Source organism: Streptomyces sp. NPDC001157, assembly GCF_053598255.1.
The window spans coordinates 217,432-238,444 of record NZ_JBSFJW010000001.1; the positions used below are offsets into that span (position 1 = coordinate 217,432).

A 21,013-nucleotide genomic window follows, 5' to 3' on the forward strand; every position below is an offset into this window, starting at 1 on the left:
CACCCTACGCGAGCTGCGCGGACGCTCAGCTTCCGGACCGGATCAGGCCCGTGAGGTAGCGCCACAGCGACGAGCGCCGCTTGGCGGCCTGGTCCGGTGCCGGCGGTGCATCCGGTACGTCCGCCGCGGGCGCCGGCGCCAGGGGCAGTGGCGGCCCGGACAGCTCGTACCGCACCGGCAGCGAGCGCAGCCCCCGCATGAACGGCGAGGAGCGCCAAGGTAGTTGGTCGACGGGCAGGGCGAGTTCCAGGTGCCCGAAGCGTTCGAAGACGCGGCTGACGCCCGCTGCCGCGATCGTCGACGCCAGCTCGCGGGCCGGGCACTGGCGGGGGCCCGCGCCCCACGACAGATGGGCGCGGCTGCTGATGCTGGAACCCGGTGCCATCTGGCCGGCGAACAGGGGGTCGGCATGGGCGGCGGCGGACGAGACCCACACGGGGTCGCCGGCGCGGATGGTGTAGTTGCCGAGCCGGGTGTCCGCGGCCGCGAACCTCGGCACGAAGTTGACCAGCGGCGGCTTGCGCATGACCACGCGGTTCATGGTCTCGCGCACCATGCCTGCGGACAGGGTGGTGCGGACCCCGCCCTCGTTCTCTCCTGCGATCACCTCGACGACGGTGTTCGAGATGAGGATGCCGACATGGTCGGAGGTCATGCCGAGCAGCATGAACAGCTCGCGGGCCAGCCCGTCGACGGACAGGTCCGGGTGGGCGGCGAGGAGGTGGGAGGGGAAGTCGTCGCCCGGCTTCTCGATCTTGGCGGCGGCTAGTTCGGTGAGCGTCACCAGCAGGCGTTCCAGGGCGGGTTCGGCGTCGGGGCCTGCGTCCAGCACCCGCCACATGTCCATCAGGGCGTCGTCGCCCTGCGAGCCGGGGAAGCCGAGCAGATGGCTCGCCGCCATCAGCGGGAGCGGGCGGGAGAACTGCGCCGACAGGTCGGCCATGCCCGTGCCGCCGCCCTGGGCGAGCAGGGAGATCAGCTCGTCGGCGTATCCGGTGACGGCCGCCTTGAGCCGTTTGGCCTGGGGGCCCCGCGCGTCCTGGAAGGGTCGCAGGGCGGTGTCCCAAGCGCCGCGCAGCGTGCGGTAGCCGGAGCCGCCCTGGATCAGCACGTGGTTGACCTCCAGGGAGGGACCGAGCGGCCAGTCGGCGGGCACCCGGCCCTCCGTCCTCGCCCGCCAGTTCTCCAGGCCCTTGGGCCAGCCTGCGTCGTCCTGGAGCACCTGCAGCGACTCGCGATAGCCGAGCACGAGCCACGCCGGCACGCCCAGCAGGTCGACCGGTGCGACCGGGCCGTGGCGCTCCCGCAGCCGCTCGTAGACGAGCGCGGGACGGGTCTCGTAGTCCCGGGTCAGCAGGGGTTCCGGAGCCAGGTCCTCCAGCGGCGTGCCCGCCCGCTCCGCGCTGTCCTCGTCGACCAAGTGGAACTCCATGCTTTCGCCGCCCCCTTCGACACCGCCCGCAACGGTCCGCGGCATGCGGGTACCCGCGAACCCCCGGGGGACCGTACCTCAGGTGTCACAGAAGTCACACGGCAGGGTACTCACAGGTAGCAAGGCAGACGCCTGCCCTCAGTTCCGCTCGCCGCTCCCGGCGACCATCCGCTCCAGCCGGTCGAAGCGTTCGTGCAGGGCACGGGCGGTCTCCTCGCCCAACTCCTGGGCATGCAGGGCGAGATGGTGACGGCGTTTCTGCTCCCGTCCGACGAACCAGGTGGCGAGGGCCGCGGTGACCATGCCGTATGTGGTGATCCCGACGACCATCACGACGGCGCCGATGACGCGGCCGCCGAGGGTCACCGGGTAGAAGTCGCCGTACCCGACGGTGGTGGCCGTCTCGATCGACCACCACAGGGCCTGGGGGTACGTCCGCAGATTGGCGCGCGGTGCGTCGTGTTCGGCGGCGACGACGGCCCACGAGCCGATGAGCATCACCACGCCCAGCACGGCCGTCGCCCCGCCCGCCGCCTTCAGGTGCAGGGAGCGGCCCTGCCGGCCGAGCAGCAACGCGACCGCCCTGGCGAGGAATCCGGGCAGCATGGTCACTCCTCGGTGTGCGTCGGCATGGGGTCAGTTTCGCCGGGGGCGGGCGTGCGGGCATGCCGGGCGGGGCGTTCGAGTTGCCGTGCGGGGTGGGGCGTTGTGCGCTGGAGGCATGTACTTCTCCGCACCGGGCAACGGACCGGGTCCATGACGGCGGATCCCCCCTCGGTGCCGGAGACCTACGGCTTCGACTGCATGGACTGCGGTCACACCTGGAAGGCCGACTTCCAGCTCATGTTCTTCACCGACCCGCTGGATCCCTCGGGCCTGACCACCCAGGAGTACGTCGACGAGGCGGGCCGGGCCGTGCGGTCTCCGCTTGCGGAGGCGGTCTGCCCCGAGTGCGGCGGGCGCAGGGTGCGCGTGCACGCGGAGCGGGGAACGCCCTGACGGCCCGCTCACCCGAACGGGCCGTCGTGCCTCGTGGGGCGCTAGGGCCGGTGGTGCGCTGAAGGGAGGTCCCCAGCTGCTCCGGAGGCATCCGCGATGATCCGTCGCCCGTCCCCTCTCGTGCGTGCGCTCGCCTCGGCCGTGGCGGTGAGCACCTTGCTGGCCCTCGCGTCGTGCTCGGGCGACGGCGACGCTTCCCAGGCCTCCGACGCCACGGCCACCCCGCTCGCGGCCCGTACGTCGGCCCCGGTCCCCACCCGTACGTCGGCCCCGCCCCGCCTGACCCGGGCCGGGGCACAGGCCGCGCTCATCACCGAGGACGACCTGGAGGGCGACTGGAACCAGGTCAAGGGCGCCGCCGCCTGGGGCGACACCCTGCTCATCGGGAAGGTCGCCGTCGCCCAGTTCCTCACCGCGAAGGCGGACGCAGCCGACTGCCAGCGGTTCCTCGACGCGCTCTACGACGACGACCTGCTGGGCGAGCCGACCGGCGCGTCCGCGCTGACCGGCTTCGAGCAGGGCGACTCCCGCCTCCTCTACCAGGTCGCCGCCTACAACCCCGTCCGGCTGAGCGCCGCGCTGGCCTGGCTGAAGACCCTGCCGGTCAAGTGCGACCAGTTCACCGCGACCGACGCCAAGGGCGGCAAGCGGACGGTCCAGGTGACCACCGCCTCGGTGCCCAAGCAGGGCGACGCCCGGCAGGGCCTGCACGTGACGGTGCAGGGCACCGCGAACGGCGAACCCGCCACCCTCACCCTGGACGTGGCCGCCGTACGCGTGGGCAACGACGCGATCACCGTCACCGCCGGCGGCCTGGCCGGGGGCGCGCACTCCTCCCTGGAGTCGGCGGTGCGCACGGGCGCCCAGCGGCTGAAGGACGTCCAGAGCGGCAAGACGCCCGCCGCCGGTCCCGGCCGGACCGGCTGACGGCCGGTCAACCGGCCCGTTCCGCACACCTGATCGGTCGATTTCCGGGACAGCGTGATCACCGGGCGGCACAATGGCGGCAACAGCCGCAGGTGTTGAGAAGGAGCAGAGTTGTGAGTGAGAGCCACACCCCGGGCGGGTCGGCGAGGCTGAACACCGGTGTGGCGCACAACGCGCGCGTGTGGAACTACTGGATCGGCGGCAAGGACAACTACGAGGTCGACCAGCAGGTCGGCGAACACGTCGCCGGAATGTTCCCGATCATCCGGGAGATCGCCCGCGCGGACCGCTGGTTCCTGGGCCGTGCGGTGCGGTTCCTGGCCGAGGAGCGCGGGGTGCGGCAGTTCCTGGACATCGGCACCGGGCTGCCGACCGCGGACAACACCCACCAGATCGCCCAGCGGATCGCCCCCGACGCCCGGATCGTCTACGTCGACAACGACCCCATCGTGCTCGCCCACGCCCGCACCCTGCTGACGGGCACCCACGAGGGGGTCACCGACTACATCGACGCCGACGTCCACGACCCCGACGCCATCCTCGAACGCGCCTCCCGCACCCTCGACTTCAGCCGGCCGGTCGCGGTGATGATGCTGGGCATCCTCAACTTCGTACTGGACACCGAGAAGGCGCGCGAGATCGTACGGAAGGTCGTCGCCGCGGTGCCCTCCGGCAGCTTTTTGGTCCTCACCCACCCCACCTTCGACGACGACCTGGGCGGCGCGGGCCAGATCCCGGCGATGAAGTTCTGGAACGAGAACGCCACCCCGCCGATCACCGCCCGCAGCGGAGAGGACATCGCCGCGTTCTTCGACGGGCTGGACCTCCTGGAGCCGGGCCTGGTGTCGTGCTCGCAGTGGCGTGCCGAGCCCGGATCGCCCGCCGTGGTACCGCAGTTCGGGGCGGTGGCCGTGAAACCCTGACGGAACAGCCCTGACGGACGTTCCGAGCGTGGAGGACGTATGACGACCCTTGCCGACCCCGTCCCCGGCGGGCGCCCCGGTGACGTCGAACGGGCCACCGCGCTCAGCGGCGAACTGTCCGAGCGGGGCGTGCACGGCATCGTGCTGGCCTACGTCGACACCGCCGGGGTCGCCCGGGTCAAGACCGTCCCGACGGCCAAGCTGGCCTCGGCGGCGGCCTGGGGCGTCGGCATGTCACCGGTGTTCGACACGTTCCTGGCGAACGACTCCATCGTCTCCACCGACGTCCTGGGCTCCCCGGACGGCGACCTGCGCCTCTACCCCGACCTCGACCGACTCGTCGTCCTGGCCGGACAGCCCGGCTGGGCGTGGGCGCCGGTCGACCGGATCACACAGGAGGGCGAGCCCCACCCGGGCTGCAGCCGCACGGTCCTGCGCCGCGTCGTCTCCGAGGCCTCCGACCGGCACGGCCTCACCTTCAAGGCCGGCATCGAGGTCGAGTGGGCCGTCGGGCAGGGCCCCGCGGAGGGCGGCGACTTCGTACCCGCGACCTCAGGTCCCGCCTACAGCGCCACCCGCCAGGTCGAGCTCAGCGACTACACGGCCGACCTGCTGGCCGCGTTCGCCGCGCAGGGCGTGGACGTCGAGCAGATCCATCCCGAGTACGCGGCCGGGCAGTTCGAGATCTCGGTGGGCGCCCTGGACCCGGTCGCGGCGGCCGACCGGAGCGTGCTGGTACGGCAGACCATCCGCGCCGTCGCCCGGCGCCACGGACTGGTGGTGTCCTTCGCCCCGGCGGTCTTCGCGCAGGGCGTCGGCAACGGCGGCCACGTCCACCTCTCCGCCTGGCGCGACGGCGTCAACCTGCACTCCGGGGGCGAGGACCGCTACGGCATGACCGCCGACGCCGAGTCCTTCGCGGCCGGACTGCTCGCCCGCCTCCCGGCCCTGACGGCGGTGACCGCACCCAGCCCGGCGAGCTATCTGCGCCTCAAACCCTCCCAGTGGGCCGGGGTGTTCACCGCGTGGGGCCGCGAGACCCGTGAGGCCGCGGTGCGCATCGTCACGGGCACGGCGGGCCTGCGCGAGCAGGCCGCGAACCTGGAGGTCAAGCCGGTCGACCTGGCCGCCAACCCCTACCTCGCCCTCGCCTGCCTCATCGCGGCCGGACTGGACGGCCTGACCTCGTCCGCGCCCCTGCCCGAGGAGATCACCGGCGATCCGGCCCGCCTCGAACCCGCGGACGCGGCGGCCCGGGGTGTACGCCGCCTGCCGACCTCGCTCGCCGAGTCCGTCGAGGAGTTCCGCAAGGACGGACTGCTGCGGGCCACGCTCGGCCCGGTCCTCGCGGACGCCGTGATCGCCGTACGGCAAGGGGAGATCGCGGCGGCGCACGGGCTGGACGACGAGCGGGTGGCGGCGGCGTACCGCTGGAAGTACTGACCATGACCGGCCCGGTCCAAGAGGCGCTGGACGCGCTGGAGTTGGTGGACCACCACTGCCACGGCGTCGTCACCGCCGACCTGCCCCGGGAGGACTTCGAGGACCTGATCACCGAGGGTGCGGCCTGGCCCGGCATCTCCCGCTTCGACAGCCCGGTCGGTGTGGCGATCCGCCGCCACTGCGCCCCGCTGCTGGACCTGCCGCGCCACGCACCGCCCGATGAATACCTGGCCCGGCGCACCGAGTTGGGCTCGCGCGAAGTGCACCGCCGCTTCCTCACCGCCGCCCGGACCAGCACCTTCTGCGTGGACACCGGGTACGCGCCGCAGCGCCTCACCACGCCCGCGGAACTCGCCGAGACCGCAGGCGGGACGGCGTACGAGGTCGTACGGCTGGAAGGCGTCGCCGAGACGGTGGCGGCGCGGGGCGTCGAGCCCGACGACTACGGCGACGCCTTTCAGGCGGCCGCGCTGGAGGCCGTACGGCGGCCGGGCGTGGTGGCGGTGAAGTCCGTGGCCGCGTACCGCACGGGCTTCGACCTGGACCCGGCCCCTCCGTCCGCCACAGAGGTCACCGAGGCGGCCCGGAAGTGGCTCGCGCGAGGCGGCCGCCTGGACGATCCCGTCCTCGTACGACACCTGCTGTGGACCGCGGTAGGCCTCGGTCTCCCCCTCCAGCTCCACACCGGCTTCGGCGACAACGACATCCGTCTGCACCGCGTCGACCCCACCCACCTCACCGACTGGCTGCACCTGACCACCGGCACCATCCCCGTGCTGTTCCTGCACTGCTGGCCGTACCAGCGCCAGGCCGCCTATCTGGCCGCGGTGTTCGAGCACGTGTACCTGGACGTGGGCCTCACCCTCCACCACGTCGGCCCGGCGCGCGCCCGGGCTGTCCTGGAGGAGGCGTTGGAGATCACACCGTTCCGCAAGCTGCTGTACAGCTCCGACGCGTACGGTGTGGCCGAGTTCTACTGTCTGGGCGCGCTCGCCTTCCGCCGCGGTCTGGCCGGTCTGCTGCAGGACCGGGTGGATTCCGACGAACTGGGTCTGCCCGACGCGCTGCGGTTCGCGGAGTGGGCGGGAGCACACAATGCCAGCCGGGTCTACGGCCTTTCCGGCCCCTCCTGAAAGTATGATCAAGCAATGTCTGACATGACCGAAACCACGCCGGGCTGGCTCAGCCCCGACGACCTCGAGCTGGCTCGCGCCCGTATGCCGATCCTGTACGTCGAGGCCGTGCCCGTGCGCGTCGACGACAGCGGCGAAGTGACCAGTGTCGGCCTGCTGCTGCGCATCGGCCCGGACGGGACGGTCAGCCGGACCCTGGTCTCCGGTCGCGTCCTGCACCACGAGCGGGTCCGCGACGCCCTGCTGCGCCACCTGGAGAAGGACCTCGGCCCGGTGGCGCTGCCCCGGATCCCGGCCTCCCTGCAGCCCTTCACGGTCGCGGAGTACTTCCCGACGCAGGGCATCACGCCGTACCACGACCCGCGTCAGCACGCCGTGTCCCTGGCCTACGTCGTCCCGGTCACCGGGGACTGCCGGCCCCGGCAGGACGCCCTGGACCTGGTGTGGTTCAGCCCGCAGGACGCCGTGTCGGAAGCGGTCCAGAGCGAGATGCCCGGCGGGCACGGGGTGCTGCTCAGGCAGGCCCTCGCCCACGTCGGCTGCTCAGTCTGAGCATCGCGCTGAAGGGTGTGACGGGGTGCTCCACGCGCTCCCCGTCCACGGTGATGTCGGCCACCTCGTTGTAGAACGCGAGGAGTCCCTTGATCGTGCCCACGGCGGGCAGCGGGTCCGGGTAGCTCCAGACGATGTTCGGCGGTACGTCGGCCTCGCCCCGCACCGACCAGTACTGCGCCGTGCCCTTGTAGGGGCAGCCGGTGTGGTGCTCGGTGGTTTCGAGGAGGTCGAGGCGGACGTCCTCGCGCGGAATGTAGTAGCGGGTCGGCAGACCGGTCTCGAAGAGCAGCACGGGCCGGCGGGTGTCGGCGACGGGCATGCCGCCGACCGAGACCTGGACATGGCGGCTGCTCGGGATGGCATCCACCCGCTTGTGCGGGTCACGGGGGTGGATGAAGATCTCTTCCTCCTCCTCGTACCAGTGGTCCAGGCCCCTGCCGCTGCGCCGGAACCACTCGAAGGCGATGTACTCGGCCAGGTCGGCGGCCGGGAAGGTCCAGGCTGCGTTCTCCAGCAGCTCACCGTCGACTTCGAGGTCGTAGAAGATCCTGGATCCGGTGTGGGCGCCCGTACGCGGGTTCTTCGCGGTGCGCAGCAGGTCCTCGCGTACGTCGGCGCGCGGGAAGGCGTACTGCGGCACGGGCAGCGAGGGCTCCCAGACGAGGACGGGGTGCCGGCTGTCGACGACGGTGACCTCACCCTTGCGGCCACGCACCCAGCGTTCGCTGGGCTCCCACAGGAGGCCTTCGGGGGTGGTGCGCAGGGATCGTTCGGTGGGGAGTGCACTCATGGACCGCTCTCCTTCGGCTCGTTCAGGAGCAGCATGCATCCAGCTTCGCCGCTTCGGTGCGGGGAAGCGAGGACCTGGCTGTCCGGGCACGAACCCTGACCTTCGTCACGTCGTGTCGGCCTCCAGCTCGGCCAGGCGGTGCAGCGACGCTACGGCTCGGGCAGATGAAGGGCCATCGACCCGTCCGCGTGCCCGGGGACCGCGACCACCACTGCGCCGCCGCCGAAGTCCAGCACGCCACCGTCCTCCACCTCCCGGTCCACCCGGCACGGCGGAGCCGGGGGCAGGGGCGGCCACGCCGCCCGGCTCGGCACCTCGAACTCCTCCAGCACCGGCGGCGACCCGCTCGCCGTCGAACACCTTCTCGATGCTCGCCCCTTCCAACCCCTGCGGTCGTTCGCTGACGGCTGAGCAGGCGGTCACTTCCGCTCCAGCGCGGCCAGCCGCAGTTCCAGCTGGTCGACCCGGTGTCGTAGCAGGGTGACCTGGGCCTCCAGGCTGACCTCCCGCTCCGCCCGGCGCTGAATGCGCGGTGACGCGGCGGCGCGCTCGATCACCGCGTCCAGCTGGACCAGGCGCTGCGGCCCGTTCGGGCCGTCCACCAGCCGGGACCGGATCTCGCCGTTGCGGTACCAGGACCGCAGGGCCGAGCGGGAAACACCGGTCTCGGCTTCGGCCTTGGCCAGCGTGACCCAGGGCTTCTCGTCCAGCTGCTCGAACAGCTCCAGCTCGCTCTGCCAGCGCGCGAGCCGGTCCTCCCAGTCCGACGGTGACGACTCCATCAGACCCTCCCTTCGACACCGTGACCCTGTCAATAACAGTGTATTGACAGGGTTGGGACCATGGAACCATGACATTCGAAAGGTTCACGGGCAAAGCCCGTCAGGTGGTTGTCGCTGCTCAGGAGCAGGCGAGGCTGCTCAAGCACGACTACATCGGCACGGAGCACCTCCTGTTGGGGCTGCTCGAGGTGCCGGACGGCATGGCAGCGAAGGTCCTGCACCAGCTCGGGTACGGCAAGGAAGCGGCGCAGATCGACATCGCCGCGGTCGTCAAGCCCGGCACGCAGGAGCTGAACGGCCATATCCCGTTCACACCGCAGGCGAAGAAGACGCTGGAACGCGCTCTGCGCGAGGCGCAGCGACTGCACCACCACCACGTCGGTACGGAACACATCCTGCTCGCCCTGGTCAGGGAGGGTGAGGGCGTCGGCGCGAAGGTGCTCGCCGAGCGGATCCGTCCGGTCAGCAAGGTCCGTGCCGCGGTGCTGGCCTCCGTGGAGGGATCGCAGGACCTCGCTGCGGGCCCATGGCCCGCCGGCACACCCGCCACCAAGGACACCATGTCCACCGCGAGCGCGCTGGCCGGTGACGCACCCGTCGGCAGTCATCACCTGCTGGAGGCGATGCTGCGGGCGGAGAACAGCATGGCGGCCAGGGTGCTGCGCGAACTCGGCGTCGACCCGGACGCCGTAGCCGCCAAGATCGACGAACTGGATCCGGAGACGACCACGGACGCGAACCCGGAGGAAGCCGCCGCGCGCAAGATGGAGATCCGGCTGGTCGACGGCGAGGTGCACCTGATCCTGCGGGACCAGGCAACGGTCACGGCGGCCAAGAAGGTGACCGAGCTGTCCGGCGGCCCGATCCAGGGCGTCGGGCCGGTCGCCGGCCTGTTCGTCCCGCTCTGGCGGTCGGCCAACCAGCTGCTGCAGCAGATCGAGCGCACGCTGCAACCGGAGCCCGAAGAGGACGACGGCTCCCCCGCGAGCAAGGTGGCCAAGGCCGTTCGCACGGTCCTCGCACCCCGGCTCCGCCGGTGAACCCGCTGGTAGGCCGGCCGGAACCCGCCGGTGGGACAGAAGAGGGCAGGGGCTCGGGGGCGGCAACCATCGCCATCGTCGGAGCCGGCTTGGGCGGCCTGGCACTTGCCCGGGTGCTGCACGTGCACGGCATCGACACCGTCGTGTACGAACGTGACTCGTCACGCGATGCGCGCGGTCAGGGCGGCATGCTCGACATCCACTCCGGCCGGCGTGCACTGCGCGAGGCCGGACTGATGGACCAGTTCTACGCGATGGCCCGTGGTGAAGGCCAGGACATGCGCCTTCTCGAACCGGACGGCACCCTGCTGCTCCAGGAGGACACGCCCGACGACGCCCCGCTCGCCCGACCCGAGGTCGACCGCGCCGATCTGCGCAACCTGCTGCTGGACTCCCTGCCCGACGACACGGTGCGCTGGGGGCACGCGGTCGAGTCCGCCGACAACGGCCTGCTGCGCTTCGCCGACGGCAGCAGTGCGACGTACGACCTGCTGGTCGGCGCCGACGGCGCGCAGTCCCGGGTCCGTGCACTGCTCACCGACGCCCGACCGGCGCACACCGGCCAGAACATCGTCGAGCTCGGCATTCCCGACATCGACCGCACCCACCCGGACCTCGCGGCGATGGTCGGGCGCGGCAACTACTGGGTGCTCGGCGACGGACAGTCCCTGTCGGCGCAGCGCAACGGCGACGGCCGCGTACGCGTCTACCTGAGCTGGCACAACACGGCCGAGGACTGGTTCGCCACCAGTGGGATCCCCTTCGGTGACCCGGCGGCCGCCCGGGGGCGGCTGATCGACCTGTTCGCCGACTGGGCCCCCCGGTTCACGGCACTGATCGCAGCCTGCGACGACACGGTCCTGCCGCGGTCGATCACCACTCTCCCGGTCGGCCTGACCTGGCCGCCGAGGCCGGACGTCACACTGCTCGGCGATGCCGCGCACCTGATGCCACCGGTGGGGCAGGGCGCCAACATGGCACTGCTCGACGGCGCCCTGCTCGGGCTCGCGCTGGCCGCGCATCCGGACGACTTTCCCGCCGCGGTCAAGGAGTACGAGCGCGAGATGTTCGAACGCACCGGCGCCGCCGGCCGCCAGTCCGCGCGTATGCAGCAGCTCCTGTCGTCACCGGACCCCGCCCGCAAACTGCTCGCGTTCTTCCAACCGGGCTGAAGGCAGCCGCACGGTCCATGCCGGGCATGATGACCCCCATGGACCTTGAGCCGTACCGGGGCGAGTTGGTGGCGTACTGCTATCGGATGGTGGGCTCGTTCCACGAGGCCGAGGATCTGGTGCAGGAGACGATGCTGCGGGCCTGGAAGGCCCGGGAGCGGTACGACGCCTCGCGCGCGACGGTGCGGACCTGGCTGTACCGGATCGCCACCAATGTCTGTCTGACCACGCTGGAGGGGCGGGCGCGGCGGCCGTTGCCGTCCGGGCTCGGTGCGCCGAGCGAGGACCCGGGGGCGCCGCTCACCCCGGCCTTCGACATCCCGTGGCTGCAGCCGTTTCCCGACGCCCGCTACGACGTCGAGACGCGGGCCGATCTGCGGCTGGCGCTGGTGGCGGCGATGCAGCTGCTGCCGGCCCGGCAGCGCGCGGTGCTGGTGCTGCGGGAGGTGCTGGAGTTCAGTGCCGCCGAGGTCGCGGAGCAGCTCGGGACGACGGTCGCCGCCGTCAACAGCTCGCTGCAGCGGGCCCGCGCCGCGGTGGCCGAGGCGGGCGATCCGGACGAGGTCCACGAGCCGGACGACGCCGAGGCGCGGGAGGCCGTCCGGCGGTACGCGCGCGCCTTCGAGGCAGCCGACGTTCCCGCCCTGGTGCGGCTGCTGACCGACGCGGCCGTCCTGGAGATGCCGCCGGTGCCGCTGTGGTACCGGGGCCGCGGCGACTACGGCCTGTTCATGGAGCGGGTCTTCGCGATGCGCGGGACGGGGTGGCTCACACGGCAGCTCACCGCCGGCGGACAGCCCGCTCTCGCCGCCTACGCGCCCACGGACGACGGCGGCCACCGGCTGCACACGCTGCAGGTGTTCACGGTGGCCGACGGGCGGGTCGCGCGGAACGTCGTCTTCGCGGACCCGCGCGTCTTCGAGGCGTTCGACCTGCCCGGAGAGATTTCTTCGGACGACTTCGGCCGCGGGCGATGAGTCCGGCCGGTGGCGCCGGTACATACCGGTGACCACCGATCGAGACATCCGAGAGGACAACGCCATGAGCGTCATCGTCATCGCCTTCACCACGCTGGACGGCATCGTCTCCGACCCGGACGGCCGCGCGGGCACACCTGGCGGCGGCTGGATGTTCCGGCACGGCCCCGAGGCGGTGGCCGGGGACAAGTTCCGGCTCGGGGCCGCTCTGGACGAGGGGGTCCTGCTGCTGGGCCGTACCACCTGGGAGCTGTTCTCCCAGCTGTGGCCGGGCCGCGACGACCCGTTCGCCGCGCGCATGAACGCCGCCCGGAAGCTGGTCGCCACCCGCACCCTCACCGATGTCTCCGCCTGGGCGAACTCGCAGACGCTCACGGGCGACCTGGTGGACGCGGTCAAGCAGGAGAAGCGCGACGTTGTCGTCGCCGGCAGCCTCAGCGTCGTCCACGCGCTGATGGCCGAGGACCTGATCGACGAATACCGCCTGATCACCTTCCCCACGATTCTCGGCACCGGCGACCGCCTCTTCCCCACGGACACCCCACCCGTCCACCTGGAGTGCGAGTCGGCGCAGCAGACGGGCCCCACCGTTCTCACGCGCTACCGGAGGGCCGGGCGATGACAGCGGCCACCGCCGTGGGCGAGGTCTGACGCCGTCCGTGGTCCTGGAGGTCGGGCCGGAAGACCAGGCTGCACGGACTCAGCGGTGTTCAGGGTTCTCCGCGTCGAAGCGGCAACCGGCGTCCCACTCGGAACGCTGGTTGCCGTGGGCGGGGATGCCCTTGGCGCGCTTCAGCATGGCGGCCAGATGCATCAGGTTCCAGGTCATGAACGTGGTGTTGCGGTTGGTGAAGTCGTTCTCCGGGCCGCCCGATCCGGGGTCCAGATACGACGGTCCGGGGCCTGCCGCTCCGATCCAGCCGGCGTCGGCCTGCGGCGGGATCGTGTAGCCCAGGTGCTGCAGGCTGTAGAGGACGTTCATCGCGCAGTGCTTCACGCCGTCCTCGTTGCCGGTGATCAGGCAGCCGCCGACCCGGCCGTAATAGGCGTACTGTCCGGCGGAGTTGAGAAGAGAGGAACAGCTGTAGAGCCGCTCGATCACCTGCTTGGTGACCGAGCTGTTGTCGCCGAGCCAGATCGGTCCGGCGATGACCAGGATGTCCGCGGCCATCACCTGCTCGTACAGCGCCGGCCAGTCGTCGGTGGTGAAGCCGTGCTCGGTCATGTCGGGGTAGACGCCGGGGGCGATGTCATGGTCGACGGCGCGGATCTCGGAGGTGGTGACCCCGCGCGACATCATGATCGAGGCACTCTTGTCGATCAGCCCCTGGGTGTGGCTGAGCTGGGGCGAGGGCTTGAGGGTGCAGTTGATGAAGAGGGCGGTGAGGTCCTCGAAGCGGTACGTGTCGTCGGTCGCGGGCGATGCGGTCATGGGCGTACTCCTTCAGCCGGGATCGCCGGGGCCGGTCCGAGCCGCGGCTCAGCAGCAGCCTCTCGCCGCGGCGGCGATTTGTCCTGCTCTGGCGCGGAGGCGTAAGGGAGCCGTCATATCGGGACGCCGTATGCCTTACGCCGCGCGCCCGCAGCCCGGCACGGGGATCCTGGGAAGATGACGATCGACGTGTCCGTGGCACGCGTGATCCCGCTGCCGCCCGAGCAGGTGGCGGAGTACGCCATGGAGTGGCGCCACGACGCGGACTGGACCCAGGGACTTCCCCCGGCTGCTGGACATGGTGTCGGTGGCGGGCCCGATGCCCATGCACGTGACGTACTCCTTCGAGCCGGACCCGGCCGGCACCCTGGCCCGCGTTCGCTCCACCCTGCGCAAGGGCCTCCGCGATCTCGAACGCCGACTCACGCAACGAGCGGAACCCACGGAACCCGAGGATTGAGGCCCCATGGCGTACGACGAAGGACTCGCCGAACGGATCCGGCTGCACCTGGGCGCCGATCCCGACGTCGCCGAGAAGCACATGTTCGGCGGCATCGCCTTCCTGCTGCGCGGGAACATGGCCGTCGGCGTGACCGGGGACGACCTGATGGTCCGCGCCGGCCCCGACGCGACGGACACCGCGCTGGCCCGGCCGGGTGCCCGTCTGTTCGACATGACGGGCCGCCCGATGCGCGGCTGGGTCGTCGTGGGCTCCTCGGCCGTGACCGAGGACGAGACACTCGGCGCGTGGATCGACGAGGGGTACGCCTTCGCCGCGGGTCTGCCGCCCAAGTAAGGGGAGCGGTCTCAGTGCGCGGCGTCCAGCCGGGCCCGCTGCTCCGCCGTCAGTTCCAGGTCGACCGCGGCCAGGTTCTCGTCCAGTTGGGCGAGCGTCGAGGCGCCGGCGAGCGGGATGATCGGGAGGTCCGCGCCCAACTGCCAGGCCAGGACGACCTGGTTGGCGGTGGCGCCGGTCTCGCGGGCGATCTCGTGCAGGACGGTGAGGCGGGCCGGGGTGCCGGGGTGGTCGTAGTCCGCGGGCAGCCGGTCGGGGTGGGTGTAGCTGCCCCTCAGGAGCGGTGAGTACGCGACCAGGGTCAGGGTGGGCTCGGCCCGCAGATACGTCAGCAGATCGGGTCCCGCATGGCCGAGGCTGCCGTCCGGGAACAAGTCGTCGGGTACGTCGGAGCGCGGGCGCAGGTAGCTGTGCGCGTACTGGAGGACCTCGTAGCCCGGCAGCCCGGCCGCGGCGGCGATCGCGCGGGCCCGCTCCACCCGCCAGGCGGCCTGGTTGCTCACGCCGAGCAGTCCCGCCGTGCCCTCGGCGACCAGTTCCGCGAAGCCCTCGACCGTCTCGCGCTGGGGCACCGTCGGGTCGTCGATATGGGCGTAGAGCAGGTCGAGTTTGTCGACGCCGAGGCGTTCGCGGCTGCGTTCGGCGGACTCGCGGATGACCTTCGCCGACAGGCCCTCCGGGTTGTCGATGTAGCTGGTGCCGGGGGCCAGCGGGCGGGCGCCGAGCTTGGTCGCGATGAAGATCTCCTCGCCGATGCCGCGGCTGCGCCGCCAGCGGCCGAGGAGTTCCTCGCTCTGGCCGCCCTGGCCACCGTCCTCCCAGAAGGCGTAGTTGTCGGACGTGTCGATGAAGTTTCCGCCGGCCTCGACGTACCGGTCGAGCAGGGCGAACGACGTCTCCTCGTCCGTCCGTGAGCCGAACAGCATCGCGCCGAGCGCGAGCACGCTCACCTCGCGGCTGGTGTGCGGGTCTGTTCCGATGGTGCGGTACTTCATGCCGGGTCCTCCCGTCCGTGCCCGTGGTTTCGGGTACGGACGGGAGTCTTCTGCTTGAAGCGCACTTCAAGTCAAGGGGCCCGCGTGCACTACTTACTGAACGGGCCCTCAAGCGCCGCCCACTGCAACAGCATGATCGTCTTGGCGTCGACGATCTCCCCGGTGCGGATCATCTCCAGGGCCCGGCGGAAGGGGAGTTCGACGATCTCGATGTCCTCGCCCTCCTCGTCCAGGCCGCCGCCCTCGTGAGTGCGGGTCGAGGGGCCGTAGGCGGCGGCGTAGAAGCTGACCCGTTCGGTGACCGAGCCCGGGCTCATATAGACGTCGAAGACGTGCTGGACGTCGCCGATGGTGTGGCCGGTCTCCTCCACCACCTCGCGCCGCACGGCGAGTTCGGGGTGTTCGTCCTCGTCGTCGAGGAGGCCGCCCGGTGTCTCGACCAGCATGCCGTCGGGGTGCCCGTTCACGTACACCGGGAAGCGGAACTGCCGTGTGAGCAGGACGGTTTCGCGTTCGGTGTCGTAGAGCAGCATGGTGGCGCCGTTGCCGCGGTCGTGCGTCTCGCGCTGCTGGGTGGACCAGGTGCCGTCGGCGTGCCGGAAGTCGAAGGTGGTGGCACGCTCGACGTACCAGTGGCTGGAGAGCAGTTCCACCTCCCGCACCTTCACTCGGGGGTTGCCGGTCAGGTCGAGTCCGGTGCGGTCCAGGCCGGTGCGGCCGCGCCGGTCCGGGGTGTCGATGCCGGCGGTCATCGCGGACCGCCGGCGGTGCGTGCGTAGGTCATGGTCGCTGTCTACCACGGCCTCCGGTCAGCTCGGGGTCAGGACGTGGCAGTGCCAGGCCGGCAGGTCGACGAACAGGCCCGGGGTGAGGAGTCGGTCGCCGTCGCGGTCGTAGGTCTGGTCGGTGAGCAGGTCGGTCAGTCGGCAGGGGCGGCCGGCGAGGTCGGGCCAGGGCAGGGGGACTCGTCCCTGGGACGGGGTGTCGGAGTAGTTGACGATCACGAGGTGTCGCGTTTTGGAGCTGCTCCAGCTCCAGGCGAGCAGGTTGCGGTGGGTGTCGTTGTCCGGCCAGCCGGTGGTGTTGAGCAGGCGCCAGTCGCCTTCGCGTACGGCGGCCGCGGCGGGGAGCAACTGGCTGTAGAAGGTGCGGAGTTGCTCGTCAAGCGGTTCCTGCGGGCGGCGGGCGAGGAAGACGGGTGGGCGGACCTTGCGGCCCTCGAACTGGCCCTCGTGCCAGAGCGTCGCACCGGGCAGGGTGGCGACGGTGACGGCTGCGGCGCGCTGCTGCGCGCCCGGAAGGGTGGCGGCGGCCCGCGGCTCGTCGTGGTTCTCCAGGAAGCGGACCAGGCCGCGCTGGTAGCCGAGGTCGGCCTGGAGGTGGGTGCGGGTGGACTCGGCGTCCTCGTGGAGGAGGCGGTCGTAGAGCCGCTTGTCGTAGCAGTGGTCGAAGCCCTGTTGCTGGAGGGCCCATTCGAGGTCCCAGTAGGCCTCGGCGACGAAGAGGAGGTCGGGGTGGTGCGCCCGGACCCGCGGGACGACGTACGGCCAGAAGTCGTCCGCGGGCAGCGGGCCCGCCCGGTCGCCCCAGGTCTTGGCGAAGACGTCGTTCATCAGCAGCATCGCCATGTCGCAGCGCACGCCGTCCGCCTGGTCGCCGATGGAGACGAGGGTGTCGACTGCCGCCGTGCGCAGGTCCTCGCTGAAGGCGTTGAGCTGGACGACGTCCGGCCAGGGGGCGAAGTACGGGTCGCGGCCGTTGGCGTAGATGTGGCCGCCGACGTCGAGGAAGGCTTCGGGTGACCGGGCCAGGTCTTCGCGGGTGCCCTGGATCAGACGCTCGGGGTGCTCGGTGAGCCAGGGGTGGTCGGGGGCCACGTGGTTGGGCACGTAGTCGAGGATCAACCGCAGCCCGCGGGCGGCCAGTTGGGCGCGCGCCTCGGCCAGGCCGTCCGGGCCGCCGAGGGAGGCGTCGACCACGTAGTTCCGTACGCAGTACGCGGATCCGGCGATGTCCGCCTCGGTCAGGTCCGGCAGCGCCTGGCGGAAGGACGCGACCAGGGACTCGTCCCGCAGGGCGATCGCGAGTCCGGCCGGGCTGCGCTCCCAGACGCCCATCAGCCAGACGGTGTCGATGCCGGGCCGGGCGACCTCGTCCCAGACCTCGGCGGGGACGTCTCCCAGGGTGACCCGGCGCCCGTGGCGCCCGCTCAACTCGCCCAGCCAGACAAGCGTGTTGATCTCGTGGATGACGGTCATGACAGGGGCTCCTCGTCTCCCGAGCCCGCGAACCGTTCATCCCGCTCGTCCTGTTCCCTCACGGAGCGCAGCGACTCCCGGCCGCCGCGGTGCCAGTCGTCGGCGCTGATCGCGTGGAAGAGGGTCGCGGTGGCGGCCACCAGCCCGGTCCAGCCGGTCTGGTGGGAGGCGCCGAGGCCCGCGCCGTTGTCGCCGTGGAAGTACTCGTAGAAGAGGATCAGATCCTTCCAGTGGGGGTCCTTGGCGAACTTGGGCTGTGCGCCGTGGACCGGGCGGTGGCCGTCCTCCCCGGTCAGGAAGGTGGCGGTGAGCCGGTCGGAGATCTCGCGGGCCACCTCGTAGAGGTTCAGCTGCCGTCCGGAGCCGGTCGGGCACTCCACGGTGAAGTCCGGGCCGTGATAGCTGTGCAGGTTGAGCAGGGCGCGGATGAGGAGGAGGTTCATCGGGAACCAGACGGGGCCGCGCCAGTTGGAGTTGCCGCCGAACATGGCGGAGTCGGACTCGGCCGGCAGATAGCCGACACCGTACGTCCGGCCGTTGACGTCGAAGTGGTACGGGTGCTCGGCGTGGTAGCGGGAGAGGGACCGGATGCCGTGCGGACCCAGGAACTCCTCCTCGTCGAGCATGCGGGCGAGGATGCGGCGCAGCCGGTCCTCGCCGAAGAGGGCGAAGAGGTAGCGGCCGTTCTCGTCTGCCGTCCCCAGGTCGTGCTGTTGGACGACGGCCTCGACGGCCGGATGTCGCCGGATGAACTCCTTCGCTCCCGCCACCAGTTCGGGGAAGGTGCGGTCGGCGCGGCCGCCGATCACACTGGTCGCCGCGAGTGGTATCAAGCCGACCAGGGACCGCACCTTCAACCGGGTGGCGCTGCCGTCGGGCAGCCGCAGCACGTCGTAGAAGAAGCCGTCCTCCTCGTCCCACAGGCTGGCGTTGTCCTTGCCGATGCGGTTCATGGCGACCGCGATCCACGCGAAGTGCTCGAAGAGCATCTGCGCCTGCTCGACGTAGACGGGGTTGTCGACGGCGAGTTCGATGGCGATGTCGAGGAGGTTCTGGCAGTACAGCGCCATCCATGCCGTTCCGTCGGCCTGGTCGATGTGGCCGCCGGTGGGCAGGGGCGCGCTGCGGTCGAAGACGCCGATGTTGTCGAGGCCGAGGAAGCCGCCCTGGAAGACGTTGTTGCCGTCGACGTCCTTGCGGTTGAGCCACCAGGTGAAGTTCTTCGTCAGCTTCTGGAAGGCGTTCTCCAGGAAGGCCCGGTCGGCGTGGCCGGTGCGGTGTTTCTCGAGTTCGTAGACGAAGAGGACCGCCCAGGCGTGCACGGGCGGGTTGACGTCGCCGAAGTTCCATTCGTACGCGGGGATCTGGCCGTTGGGGTGGAGGTAGAGGCGGCGCAGGAGCAGCTCCAGCTGGCCCTTGGCGAAGCCGATGTCGACCATGGACAGGGCGAGGGTGTGGAAGGCGAGGTCCCAGGCCGCGAACCAGGGGTACTCCCAGGTGTCCGGCATCGACATGACCTCGTCGTTGACCATGTGGTACCAGGCGCTGTTGCGGATGCCGGGGTCGGCTGCAAGGGGGTCGACGCCGTGCTCGGCCAGCCAGCGCTCGACGTCGAGGTAGTAGTACTGCTTGCTCCACAGCATGCCCGCGAGTGCCTGGCGCACCAGTCGGCGCTCGTCCTCGCCCATGCCGTCGGGGACGACGTCCTCGTAGAAGGCGTCGGCCTCGGTCCGGCGGATGTCCAGGGTGGCCGCGAACTCCGCCCAGGGATCGGCGAGTTCGGTGTCGGACAGCCGCAGCCGCACGGTCACGCTGTCACCGGCGGGGACGAGCAGGGTGTGGTGGAGGGCGGCCTTGGTGCCGGTCTGTGCGGGGTTGACGGCACCGGTCTCGCCGTGGACGACGCAACGGTCGATGCCGTCCTTGACGTAGGGCGTGCTGTTCGGGCTGCCGAAGATGCGCTGGTTGTTGGTCTCGTTCTCGGTGAACAGGGCGGGTGCGTCGGTGTCGCAGTACAGCCACCGTGGGCCGAGTTCGTCGTGGTCGGCGCGGACGGCGTTCCCCGCCCGGCGCAGGCTCGGGACGGCCGTGCCACCGGCCCACGACCAGGTGTGCCGGAACCAGAGGGTCGGTAGCAGGTGCAGGGTGGCCTCGTCGGGGCCGCGGTTGTGTGCGGTGATCTCGATCAGGAGGTCCTCGGGGCCGGCCTTGGCGTACTCGACGAACACGTCGAAGTAGCGGTCCTCGTCGAAGATGCCGGTGTCGAGCAGCTCGTACTCGAAGTCGCGGCGGCCGCGGGCCTTGTTGGTGTTGACGAGGTCGGCGTAGGGGTACTCGCCCTGCGGATACTTGTACAGGTACTTCATGTACGAGTGGGTGGGCGTGCTGTCGAGGTGGAAGTAGTACTCCTTGACGTCCTCGCCGTGGTTGCCCTCGGTGTTGGTCAGGCCGAACATCCGCTCCTTGAGGATCGGGTCGCGGCCGTTCCACAGGGCGAGCGCGAAGCACAGCCGCTGCTTGTCGTCGCTGACACCGGCGATGCCGTCCTCGCCCCAGCGGTAGGCGCGGGAGCGTGCCTGGTCATGGGTGAAGTACGACCAGGCCTCGCCGTCGGGGCTGTAGTCCTCCCGGACGGTCCCCCACTGGCGTTCGCTGAGGTAGGGGCCCCAGCGGCGCCAGGCCGCCCGGGACGCGTCGGCCTCCGCCAGCCGCCGCCGCTCGGCGCCCACCGTGCCGCTGTCCTCCGCCATCGCCGCCTCCTCCGCCCAGCCCGGCATTGTTCCCAGACTCGGACGTCCCGGACGGGCCCGCAATGGGTGCGCGGCGGAGGGGGGACTTCCCTGTCCGACGAGGACGACACCGGTGCGGTGAATCAGGTCCAGGAGATCGTGGGGCTGTGGGCGGTGTGCTGGGCCGAGACGTCATCGGCACCTGTCTCGACGGCTCCTCCGTACTCGGTTCCTCGGTGCTCGGCTCCTCGCCGGGCTGCTCCGGAACTCCGGCTTCCGGAACAAGGCCCGCCCCATCGAGCTGTCCTCGGTAAGGGTGGCCAGCAGGGGCGTCCATCCGCTTGTGGGCGCCCGGGCGAGCCGCGCCGGGCGTAGTCGTGGCCGGCCTTGGTGCCCCGCGGGACGATCCGGGCCCCGTCTCCGGCCGGGACGAAGGCCGCCTCGCCCTCGTCGTCCATGCTGCGGAACGGGGCGTTGACCGGCACGTCGAGACCGCGTGCCAGCCGGGAGAGGGTGGTGAGGCTGCACGCCGTCCAGGCGTTCTCGATCTTCGACAGCATGGTCTTGGAGATGCCGATCCGCTCGGAGTTCTCGAACTCCTCTGCGGGGGTGTCGTGCCCGGTCACCGGC

The 21,013-nt window shown here is 71.1% G+C and carries 23 protein-coding genes; 12 read left to right on the forward strand and 11 right to left on the reverse strand.

The features are described 5' to 3' along the window. Positions 1-25: 25 nt before the first annotated feature. The gene (locus ACWDAG_RS00865; protein ID WP_450693433.1) at positions 26-1,432 is read right to left on the reverse strand and encodes a cytochrome P450; all 1,407 of its coding nucleotides are present in this window, start codon (positions 1,430-1,432) and stop codon (positions 26-28) included. A gap of 138 nt (positions 1,433-1,570) precedes the next feature. Then, positions 1,571-2,038 (reverse strand): potassium channel family protein, encoded by a 468-nt coding sequence (locus ACWDAG_RS00870; protein WP_450693434.1) that lies wholly within the window; start codon positions 2,036-2,038, stop codon positions 1,571-1,573. A 150-nt stretch (positions 2,039-2,188) separates the two neighbouring features. Between ACWDAG_RS00870 and ACWDAG_RS00875 the strand changes: the two genes are divergently transcribed. From ACWDAG_RS00875 to ACWDAG_RS00900, 6 genes are all read left to right on the forward strand, one after another. Then, entirely contained in the window at positions 2,189-2,431 is a 243-nt protein-coding gene (locus ACWDAG_RS00875; protein WP_450693435.1) for a hypothetical protein, read from the forward strand. A gap of 96 nt (positions 2,432-2,527) precedes the next feature. Next, positions 2,528-3,358: a hypothetical protein gene (locus tag ACWDAG_RS00880; RefSeq protein WP_450693436.1), complete on the forward strand. Its 831-nt coding sequence runs from the start codon at positions 2,528-2,530 to the stop codon at positions 3,356-3,358. Between the two features lie 113 nt (positions 3,359-3,471). Continuing rightward, positions 3,472-4,281 (forward strand): SAM-dependent methyltransferase, encoded by an 810-nt coding sequence (locus ACWDAG_RS00885; protein WP_450693437.1) that lies wholly within the window; start codon positions 3,472-3,474, stop codon positions 4,279-4,281. 39 nt (positions 4,282-4,320) lie between these two features. Continuing rightward, positions 4,321-5,724 carry a glutamine synthetase family protein gene (locus ACWDAG_RS00890; RefSeq protein WP_450693438.1) on the forward strand — a complete coding sequence of 468 codons (1,404 nt, stop codon included), beginning with the start codon at positions 4,321-4,323 and terminating at the stop codon, positions 5,722-5,724. 2 nt (positions 5,725-5,726) lie between these two features. Further along, positions 5,727-6,857 (forward strand): amidohydrolase family protein, encoded by a 1,131-nt coding sequence (locus ACWDAG_RS00895; protein WP_450693439.1) that lies wholly within the window; start codon positions 5,727-5,729, stop codon positions 6,855-6,857. A 15-nt stretch (positions 6,858-6,872) separates the two neighbouring features. Beyond that, positions 6,873-7,409 (forward strand): NUDIX hydrolase family protein, encoded by a 537-nt coding sequence (locus ACWDAG_RS00900; RefSeq protein ID WP_450693440.1) that lies wholly within the window; start codon positions 6,873-6,875, stop codon positions 7,407-7,409. Here the strand turns inward: ACWDAG_RS00900 and ACWDAG_RS00905 are convergent. The 3 genes from ACWDAG_RS00905 to ACWDAG_RS00915 all read right to left on the reverse strand — a co-directional run bounded on the left by ACWDAG_RS00905 (position 7,372) and on the right by ACWDAG_RS00915 (position 8,984). Beyond that, a complete protein-coding gene (locus ACWDAG_RS00905; protein ID WP_450693441.1) occupies positions 7,372-8,202 on the reverse strand; it encodes a DUF427 domain-containing protein in 831 nt (276 codons plus the stop codon). The two genes, ACWDAG_RS00900 and ACWDAG_RS00905, sit on opposite strands and share 38 nt — an antisense overlap. A gap of 149 nt (positions 8,203-8,351) precedes the next feature. Beyond that, complete coding sequence (locus ACWDAG_RS00910) at positions 8,352-8,534, reverse strand: hypothetical protein (protein WP_450693442.1); 183 nt, start codon at positions 8,532-8,534, stop codon at positions 8,352-8,354. 87 nt (positions 8,535-8,621) lie between these two features. Beyond that, entirely contained in the window at positions 8,622-8,984 is a 363-nt protein-coding gene (locus ACWDAG_RS00915) for an excisionase (RefSeq protein WP_450693443.1), read from the reverse strand. 68 nt (positions 8,985-9,052) lie between these two features. Here ACWDAG_RS00915 and ACWDAG_RS00920 point away from each other — a divergent pair, with 68 nt between their 5' ends. The 4 genes from ACWDAG_RS00920 to ACWDAG_RS00935 all read left to right on the forward strand — a co-directional run bounded on the left by ACWDAG_RS00920 (position 9,053) and on the right by ACWDAG_RS00935 (position 12,795). Then, entirely contained in the window at positions 9,053-10,024 is a 972-nt protein-coding gene (locus ACWDAG_RS00920) for a Clp protease N-terminal domain-containing protein (RefSeq protein WP_450693444.1), read from the forward strand. 68 nt (positions 10,025-10,092) lie between these two features. Then, a complete protein-coding gene (locus ACWDAG_RS00925; protein WP_450693926.1) occupies positions 10,093-11,196 on the forward strand; it encodes an FAD-dependent oxidoreductase in 1,104 nt (367 codons plus the stop codon). Between the two features lie 38 nt (positions 11,197-11,234). Continuing rightward, positions 11,235-12,173 (forward strand): sigma-70 family RNA polymerase sigma factor, encoded by a 939-nt coding sequence (locus tag ACWDAG_RS00930; RefSeq protein WP_450693445.1) that lies wholly within the window; start codon positions 11,235-11,237, stop codon positions 12,171-12,173. A 64-nt stretch (positions 12,174-12,237) separates the two neighbouring features. After that, positions 12,238-12,795, forward strand: coding sequence for a dihydrofolate reductase family protein (locus ACWDAG_RS00935; RefSeq protein WP_450693446.1), 558 nt, complete (start codon positions 12,238-12,240; stop codon positions 12,793-12,795). A gap of 78 nt (positions 12,796-12,873) precedes the next feature. Here the strand turns inward: ACWDAG_RS00935 and ACWDAG_RS00940 are convergent, their stop codons facing one another. Then, the gene (locus ACWDAG_RS00940) at positions 12,874-13,605 is read right to left on the reverse strand and encodes a flavodoxin family protein (protein ID WP_450693447.1); all 732 of its coding nucleotides are present in this window, start codon (positions 13,603-13,605) and stop codon (positions 12,874-12,876) included. Between the two features lie 319 nt (positions 13,606-13,924). Here ACWDAG_RS00940 and ACWDAG_RS00945 point away from each other — a divergent pair, with 319 nt between their 5' ends. Both ACWDAG_RS00945 and ACWDAG_RS00950 read left to right on the forward strand, forming a co-directional pair. After that, positions 13,925-14,065: a hypothetical protein gene (locus tag ACWDAG_RS00945; RefSeq protein WP_450693448.1), complete on the forward strand. Its 141-nt coding sequence runs from the start codon at positions 13,925-13,927 to the stop codon at positions 14,063-14,065. Between the two features lie 6 nt (positions 14,066-14,071). Then, the gene (locus ACWDAG_RS00950; RefSeq protein WP_450693449.1) at positions 14,072-14,401 is read left to right on the forward strand and encodes a TfoX/Sxy family protein; all 330 of its coding nucleotides are present in this window, start codon (positions 14,072-14,074) and stop codon (positions 14,399-14,401) included. Positions 14,402-14,412: 11 nt separating this feature from the next. On the opposite strand, the gene ACWDAG_RS00955 is transcribed toward ACWDAG_RS00950, so the two are convergent. From ACWDAG_RS00955 to ACWDAG_RS00975, 5 genes are all read right to left on the reverse strand, one after another. Further along, positions 14,413-15,396 carry an aldo/keto reductase gene (locus tag ACWDAG_RS00955; protein WP_450693450.1) on the reverse strand — a complete coding sequence of 328 codons (984 nt, stop codon included), beginning with the start codon at positions 15,394-15,396 and terminating at the stop codon, positions 14,413-14,415. A gap of 89 nt (positions 15,397-15,485) precedes the next feature. Further along, positions 15,486-16,148, reverse strand: coding sequence for an NUDIX domain-containing protein (locus ACWDAG_RS00960; protein WP_450693451.1), 663 nt, complete (start codon positions 16,146-16,148; stop codon positions 15,486-15,488). 57 nt (positions 16,149-16,205) lie between these two features. After that, on the reverse strand, positions 16,206-17,654 hold the full coding sequence (locus ACWDAG_RS00965; RefSeq protein ID WP_450693452.1) for an alpha-amylase: 1,449 nt from the start codon (positions 17,652-17,654) through the stop codon (positions 16,206-16,208). After that, positions 17,651-20,404 (reverse strand): MGH1-like glycoside hydrolase domain-containing protein, encoded by a 2,754-nt coding sequence (locus ACWDAG_RS00970; protein WP_450693453.1) that lies wholly within the window; start codon positions 20,402-20,404, stop codon positions 17,651-17,653. Before ACWDAG_RS00970 ends, ACWDAG_RS00965 begins: the two co-directional genes overlap by 4 nt. A gap of 122 nt (positions 20,405-20,526) precedes the next feature. Next, positions 20,527-21,009, reverse strand: a complete 483-nt coding sequence (locus ACWDAG_RS00975) for a helix-turn-helix domain-containing protein (protein WP_450693454.1) — start codon at positions 21,007-21,009, stop codon at positions 20,527-20,529. Positions 21,010-21,013 lie beyond the last annotated feature (4 nt).

Excerpts from the sequence above, each read along its gene's own strand:
- ACWDAG_RS00890 (WP_450693438.1), top strand. The coding sequence starts at position 4,321 with ATGACGACCCTTGCCGACCCCGTCCCCGGCGGGCGCCCCGGTGACGTC.
- ACWDAG_RS00865 (WP_450693433.1), bottom strand. The coding sequence starts at position 1,432 with ATGGAGTTCCACTTGGTCGACGAGGACAGCGCGGAGCGGGCGGGCACG.
- ACWDAG_RS00945 (WP_450693448.1), top strand. The coding sequence starts at position 13,925 with ATGCCCATGCACGTGACGTACTCCTTCGAGCCGGACCCGGCCGGCACC.
- ACWDAG_RS00870 (WP_450693434.1), bottom strand. The coding sequence starts at position 2,038 with ATGCTGCCCGGATTCCTCGCCAGGGCGGTCGCGTTGCTGCTCGGCCGG.
- ACWDAG_RS00965 (WP_450693452.1), bottom strand. The coding sequence starts at position 17,654 with ATGACCGTCATCCACGAGATCAACACGCTTGTCTGGCTGGGCGAGTTG.
- ACWDAG_RS00930 (WP_450693445.1), top strand. The coding sequence starts at position 11,235 with ATGGACCTTGAGCCGTACCGGGGCGAGTTGGTGGCGTACTGCTATCGG.
- ACWDAG_RS00880 (WP_450693436.1), top strand. The coding sequence starts at position 2,528 with ATGATCCGTCGCCCGTCCCCTCTCGTGCGTGCGCTCGCCTCGGCCGTG.
- ACWDAG_RS00875 (WP_450693435.1), top strand. The coding sequence starts at position 2,189 with ATGACGGCGGATCCCCCCTCGGTGCCGGAGACCTACGGCTTCGACTGC.
- ACWDAG_RS00970 (WP_450693453.1), bottom strand. The coding sequence starts at position 20,404 with ATGGCGGAGGACAGCGGCACGGTGGGCGCCGAGCGGCGGCGGCTGGCG.
- ACWDAG_RS00950 (WP_450693449.1), top strand. The coding sequence starts at position 14,072 with ATGGCGTACGACGAAGGACTCGCCGAACGGATCCGGCTGCACCTGGGC.
- ACWDAG_RS00955 (WP_450693450.1), bottom strand. The coding sequence starts at position 15,396 with ATGAAGTACCGCACCATCGGAACAGACCCGCACACCAGCCGCGAGGTG.
- ACWDAG_RS00935 (WP_450693446.1), top strand. The coding sequence starts at position 12,238 with ATGAGCGTCATCGTCATCGCCTTCACCACGCTGGACGGCATCGTCTCC.
- ACWDAG_RS00915 (WP_450693443.1), bottom strand. The coding sequence starts at position 8,984 with ATGGAGTCGTCACCGTCGGACTGGGAGGACCGGCTCGCGCGCTGGCAG.
- ACWDAG_RS00900 (WP_450693440.1), top strand. The coding sequence starts at position 6,873 with ATGTCTGACATGACCGAAACCACGCCGGGCTGGCTCAGCCCCGACGAC.
- ACWDAG_RS00895 (WP_450693439.1), top strand. The coding sequence starts at position 5,727 with ATGACCGGCCCGGTCCAAGAGGCGCTGGACGCGCTGGAGTTGGTGGAC.
- ACWDAG_RS00960 (WP_450693451.1), bottom strand. The coding sequence starts at position 16,148 with ATGACCGCCGGCATCGACACCCCGGACCGGCGCGGCCGCACCGGCCTG.
- ACWDAG_RS00940 (WP_450693447.1), bottom strand. The coding sequence starts at position 13,605 with ATGACCGCATCGCCCGCGACCGACGACACGTACCGCTTCGAGGACCTC.
- ACWDAG_RS00905 (WP_450693441.1), bottom strand. The coding sequence starts at position 8,202 with ATGAGTGCACTCCCCACCGAACGATCCCTGCGCACCACCCCCGAAGGC.
- ACWDAG_RS00920 (WP_450693444.1), top strand. The coding sequence starts at position 9,053 with ATGACATTCGAAAGGTTCACGGGCAAAGCCCGTCAGGTGGTTGTCGCT.